4 protein-coding genes and 1 pseudogene are annotated in these 4,613 nt (G+C 63.3%); 4 read left to right on the forward strand and 1 reads right to left on the reverse strand.

Translation table 11 applies throughout. From position 1 onward, the window contains the following. The 4 genes and pseudogenes from VD972_RS17180 to VD972_RS17195 form a co-directional block, all read left to right on the forward strand. Positions 1–355 (forward strand): annotated as a pseudogene (locus VD972_RS17180) (hypothetical protein); the annotation flags it as partial. Further along, a complete protein-coding gene (locus VD972_RS17185) occupies positions 352–738 on the forward strand; it encodes a helix-turn-helix transcriptional regulator (protein ID WP_324988359.1) in 387 nt (128 codons plus the stop codon). The pseudogene VD972_RS17180 and the gene VD972_RS17185, both read left to right, overlap by 4 nt. Before the next feature lie 79 nt (positions 739–817). Next, positions 818–2,800, forward strand: a complete 1,983-nt coding sequence (locus VD972_RS17190) for a serine/threonine-protein kinase (RefSeq protein ID WP_324988361.1) — start codon at positions 818–820, stop codon at positions 2,798–2,800. An 88-nt stretch (positions 2,801–2,888) separates the two neighbouring features. Next, positions 2,889–3,806 carry a DUF2381 family protein gene (locus VD972_RS17195; RefSeq protein WP_324988363.1) on the forward strand — a complete coding sequence of 306 codons (918 nt, stop codon included), beginning with the start codon at positions 2,889–2,891 and terminating at the stop codon, positions 3,804–3,806. A 50-nt stretch (positions 3,807–3,856) separates the two neighbouring features. Here the strand turns inward: VD972_RS17195 and VD972_RS17200 are convergent. Next, positions 3,857–4,613 (reverse strand): serine protease (locus VD972_RS17200; RefSeq protein WP_324988364.1); only part of this gene is annotated, 757 nt, incomplete at its 5' end.

Consider the following 4,613-nt stretch of genomic DNA (forward strand, 5'->3'; position numbering starts at 1 on the left):
TCAGGTCGAGACCACGCCGACGATCCCGCTTGAGATCCTGACAGCCCGCCTCCTGCACTTCGGTTCAAAGGACGTGGAGCGGGCCACAAGGAGGCTCGCCGAACGGCTGCGTAGGATCATCGCGGGAGCCCTCCAAGTCGATCCTGCGGAGCGGCACCAGAGCGCCCTCACCCTGGCGGACGAGCTGCGCGGGTACATGAGCGACTCCTGGCCCAAGTATCACGAGAGGAATCTGGCGGCGGAAATGGCGACGCTCATCAGTGCCGCAAGGAAGCTCGACGAGCATGTCGCGTACAGCGTGACTGAGTCCGGCATCCTCCCCGCTCCGGTGGATCAGCCTTGGAACTCCCTATGAGTCGCTCTCAAACGATGCAGCGCTTCGCCAACGAACTGGGCGCAGCCGCACGCGAGGCCCGGCTCCGGATGGGCCTGACTCAGGCCGAAGTGGCGGATCGGATCGGGATCGCCATGGAGGTGTACGGCAGGATCGAGCGCGGGGTGCTGCTGCCGAGCATCCAGACGTTCCTGGGGATGTGTCACGTCCTCGAAGCGGATCCGCGAGTGCTCCTCGGCCTCACGGAGCCCGGAAGCGTGTCAGGCCCGCCGCAGAGACCCGAGGATCCTCCCCACGTCCGCCGCCTCACTCTCCTTGCTCGTGAGCTGCGCGAGGAGGAAGTCATCGCCCTTCAGGGCGTGGCCAAGGTCATGCTGGAGGGCCGGAGACGGAAGCGCTCATAGAGAGCGGGGCCTGGACGCAGGATGCAGGAGGTTGGCCCCCGTGCGTGCTACCATGTGAGTCAGGAGGCTGGGGGAACCCATGGATCAGCAGCACTATCGACTCCCCTCCATAGGGGCCATGGTCGGTGACTACCGCATCGTCGGCCTGCTCGGAGAAGGCGGGCACGGCCATGTGTACCGCGCCGAGGCGTCCGGACGGTTCTACGCGGCGAAGTTCCTGGACCCGGGGCTCGATCGGTTCGGCGCGCGTGAGGTGCAGGCCCTCATGACGCTCACAGAGTTTCAGCTCCCAGGCGTGGTGCGCTTCATCGCGTGCGGCAGGTGGCCAGACCGTGAGCGTGGGCTCTTCTACGTCGTCATGGAGTACGTGGAGGGGCTGACGCTCTACGACTACGTGATGATCCACAACCCGTCAGCACGCAAGGTCGGCGGACTGGTGCTCTCCCTCGGGCGCACGCTGATCGCGGTGCAGGAGGCCGGCGTGCTCCACCGGGACGTGAAGCGGGAGAACATCATGGTCCGGCTGCCCAGCGAGGAGCCGGTGGTGCTGGACTTTGGGCTGGCGGCGCTGAGGGGGGCCAGGTCAAGCGAGGGGTTCGGGCAGGTCACCGGCACGCTGGAGTACGTCAGCCCAGAAGCGTGGAAGCATGCCAGGGATGAAGACGCGCGCTACAGGCCCACGCCGAAGGACGAGCAGTGGGCGCTGGGGGTGACGTTCTATTGGATGTTGACGGACATGCTCCCCTTTGGCCTGCGCGAGGATCCCCTCATGACGCGGCGGGTGCTGCGGGAGTTCCACAAGATGCCCCACGTCGTCAACCCCCGTGTCCCGCCTGAGCTGGGGGCCATCTGCATGCGGCTGCTGGAGAAGAGCCCAGAGGAGCGCTATCCGGACCTGCGAGCGATGTGCGGGGAGCTGCGCCGGGCGCTGGAGGCGTCCGCGGGGGCGGAGAACTGGGAGGTGCCGCTGGGCGACCCCAACGCGCCCGAGTGCCGGACGACCGAGATCGATGCGACGCGGCTCGCTCAGGATGGGCTCGAGTGGGTCTTCTCGACGATCAAGGTCCCCCGGCGTGGGCGAGTGATCAAGCTGCCCGAGTACATGGCGCCAGCGCCGCCCCCCGTGCCTTCACCGGAGCCCCGGCCACTTCCGAAGGCCGAGGACGCGGAACCAGCCCCAGCAGCCGCCGCGGTGGCCGTGGCCGTACCAGTTCCGGTGCCAGTGGCGGCTCCACGCGAGCCGGCTGGATGGAGGCAGAGGGCCTCGGCGGCCGGCCAGCTATCCGTACGTCGGGCTGGCTCCTGGACGATGATGCTGGCGGTGGGGCTCGTCATAGTGCCCCTTTCGGTGGAGGGGCCGTCTCGCCTCACGGTGTCAGGCTCGAGCTCCTTCGATACGCCTGCACTGGGGCCAAGCGAGTTCCAACCCACTGGGGAAGTCGTCCCCTTCGCAGCCTGGCAGGTAGGCATTCCGGTTCAAAAACTGGCGATTCCGCTGCGATCGCCCGAATCTGGCGCCGACGCGACCTCAACCCCCGCGTCCGTCGTTGAGGCGACGCTTCCCAAGGACGAGTCAGACGTGAAGAACGCGCTGAAGAAGGTCAGGAAGTGTGTCGGAGTGTGCTGCATTGCGGCTGCCGGGTGTGTGAGCAACACGACGGTCGTTCGTTCGGAGCCCCCTCCGCTTGGGCCATGCCCCGAGAAGACGGTCCAGCAGATGGAGAAGTGGGGGATGACAGGAGGCGAAAGTTTCTACGGCCAGTGGCCTGGAACGGTCCTCGGAACGAATGTCACTGTTCGTGAGGAGGTGGTCAGGGTCAAAGTGCTGAGTGAAAATAATCGCCCCACGTTCCGCGAGGCCGAGTTTGAAGGCAAGCTCTTCTTCGGGTCGGATAGGGTCTACGGCAACTTCACGAAGGCCACGACGCCTGAAGGTGAGGAGTTCCCTATCTGCGCTCACCTCGTTGGCCCCCGCGGTGAACGCGGCGCACAAATGAAGGAGGCCCCGACTGTGGAGTCTGCTGTGATCTTCGGCCAGCTCAACTTCAAAATCTACATCTAACTCCGTCCGGACGTAGCCGCGAGGAAGTGAATCGGCCGGACGGTGTGTGAGAAATCTCGCCGTATTCTTTCACCTTTGAGGCTACCCTATGTCTCTCCTCTTGTCAGTCGGGCTTATACTTGCTCTTCACGCAAGCCCAGCTCAAGCGGACCTGCCGAGCTTTGTTGAATGCGAATCAGCTTCGTCCAGGGTCGACTTGCCGCTCGAGGCGGCCATGGCGCCCCCCAAGGCATGCATTAGCGCTGGCATTGCGACGGTTCTCAGCTTCAATGCGGATGTCGACCGCGACCTGGTGGCGATCCAGGGGCGTGAGCGATTCGAGAGCTTCGTGGTTGCGGACCGCATGATAGTTCTCAAGCCCAAGAGCGACCTCACGCCAGGGGAACGGTTTCTGTTATCGGTTTCGTTCCTCGACGGCGCAGCCCCGGAGAGTGCGACGTTTCTTATGATCGCTCACCCGGCTCTTGCGACACGCCAAATCGACGTTTTTCGTCACGCTCGTCCGGTGAAGGCATATCAGCAAGAAGTTCAGGAGGTCCGGGCGGAAAACGCGCAGCTACGAAGTCGTGTGAAGCAACTCGAAGATCAGGCGCTCACAAGAGGCGGACTGGCTGACCTCCTCGCCAACAACTTCGTTGACCACGACGGCATTAAGACAGCACTCCTGGACAATCTGCATGGCACACACGGTAACGCGCTTTATGTCGCGAGGTGTCTCAGTCTATATGCCACTGCTGGTAATCGAGCGGCGCTTAAACTCACTGTCTCTCAGTCGGGGTCCCAGGAGTGGAGCATCAAGGAAGTTTTCCTGGCCGATGACCACGGTGGCGTATTCAAGCCGGTCACCTGGCTTGGGACGGGCCCAATTCCTCCAGGCAATGCCCGCTATCCGGTAATCCTGGAGTGGCATCTCACGAGCAGCGAGATCAAACGCCCTTTCGCCCTCGTGATGGTCGGCGACGATGGCCGGACTGTTCGGGTGAGCAAGGTCGTGTTCCCGCAGTAGCAAGCTACGTCTATGACGGGCCGGTTGAGAGCGTCCTTGGCGGTGAGACGCTAGAGATCTCTCATCTGTTGCTCCAGCCAGTCCCGGTGCGCATAGACGCTGGTGAAGACGGAGAGCGTCTCGCCCTTCCGGTTCCTGGCTGAGGACGCGGCAATGCCGACCAGGGCGTTGGTTTTGCTCAAGCACGCTCCACCGCTGTCGCCTCCAAAGAGGTGCGCAGCGGGAGTACCATCGGGTTGGCGCTGGCCCGCGACGACAAACTCCACACTTCCCGTCTCCAGCCGCCGGATCCAGCCGACCGTGTTTGGCCCGAAGTGGCGATCTCCATCGATCTCCTCATTGGTACTTACTGGCCCATAGCCGACCATGATGATGGGATCGCCGGGCTGGACCTCCGAGATTGCCAGCTCGAAGGTTGGAAGACCCTCCAGGGGCTCATCCACCCTGATGACCGCGAGATCCGCGCTGGACCACACTTGATGGCCGTCTTTATTGAAGAGGAGCTCGAGGCGAGGGTGAGGTTGAACGGTCCCTTGATACGTCGTCTGGAGCAACCTCTCCTTTCCTGAACCAGACTTATCATAGACGATAGTCTTGACAGCGACGGTCTTCACGCATTCAGAACTGTCGATGATGGCGGTGACAGTGCCATTCGTGAAGACGCTGCTCCTCATGATGGAGCCCGTGCGTTGCCGAAGAGGGTCCCGGCGCTCTTCAGCGGGTGGCGCAGTGAACGGACGCATCATGCAGACGCAGTGTCCCGCCGTCAGGACGAGGCGCTGAGCAAAGGCCACACCACTACACTCC

This window comes from Hyalangium sp. (genome assembly GCF_035629615.1).
GTDB lineage: Bacteria > Myxococcota > Myxococcia > Myxococcales > Myxococcaceae > Hyalangium.

Coding starts and splice junctions, on each gene's coding strand:
- VD972_RS17190 (WP_324988361.1), top strand. CDS start 818: ATGGATCAGCAGCACTATCGACTCCCCTCCATAGGGGCCATGGTCGGT.
- VD972_RS17185 (WP_324988359.1), top strand. CDS start 352: ATGAGTCGCTCTCAAACGATGCAGCGCTTCGCCAACGAACTGGGCGCA.
- VD972_RS17195 (WP_324988363.1), top strand. CDS start 2,889: ATGTCTCTCCTCTTGTCAGTCGGGCTTATACTTGCTCTTCACGCAAGC.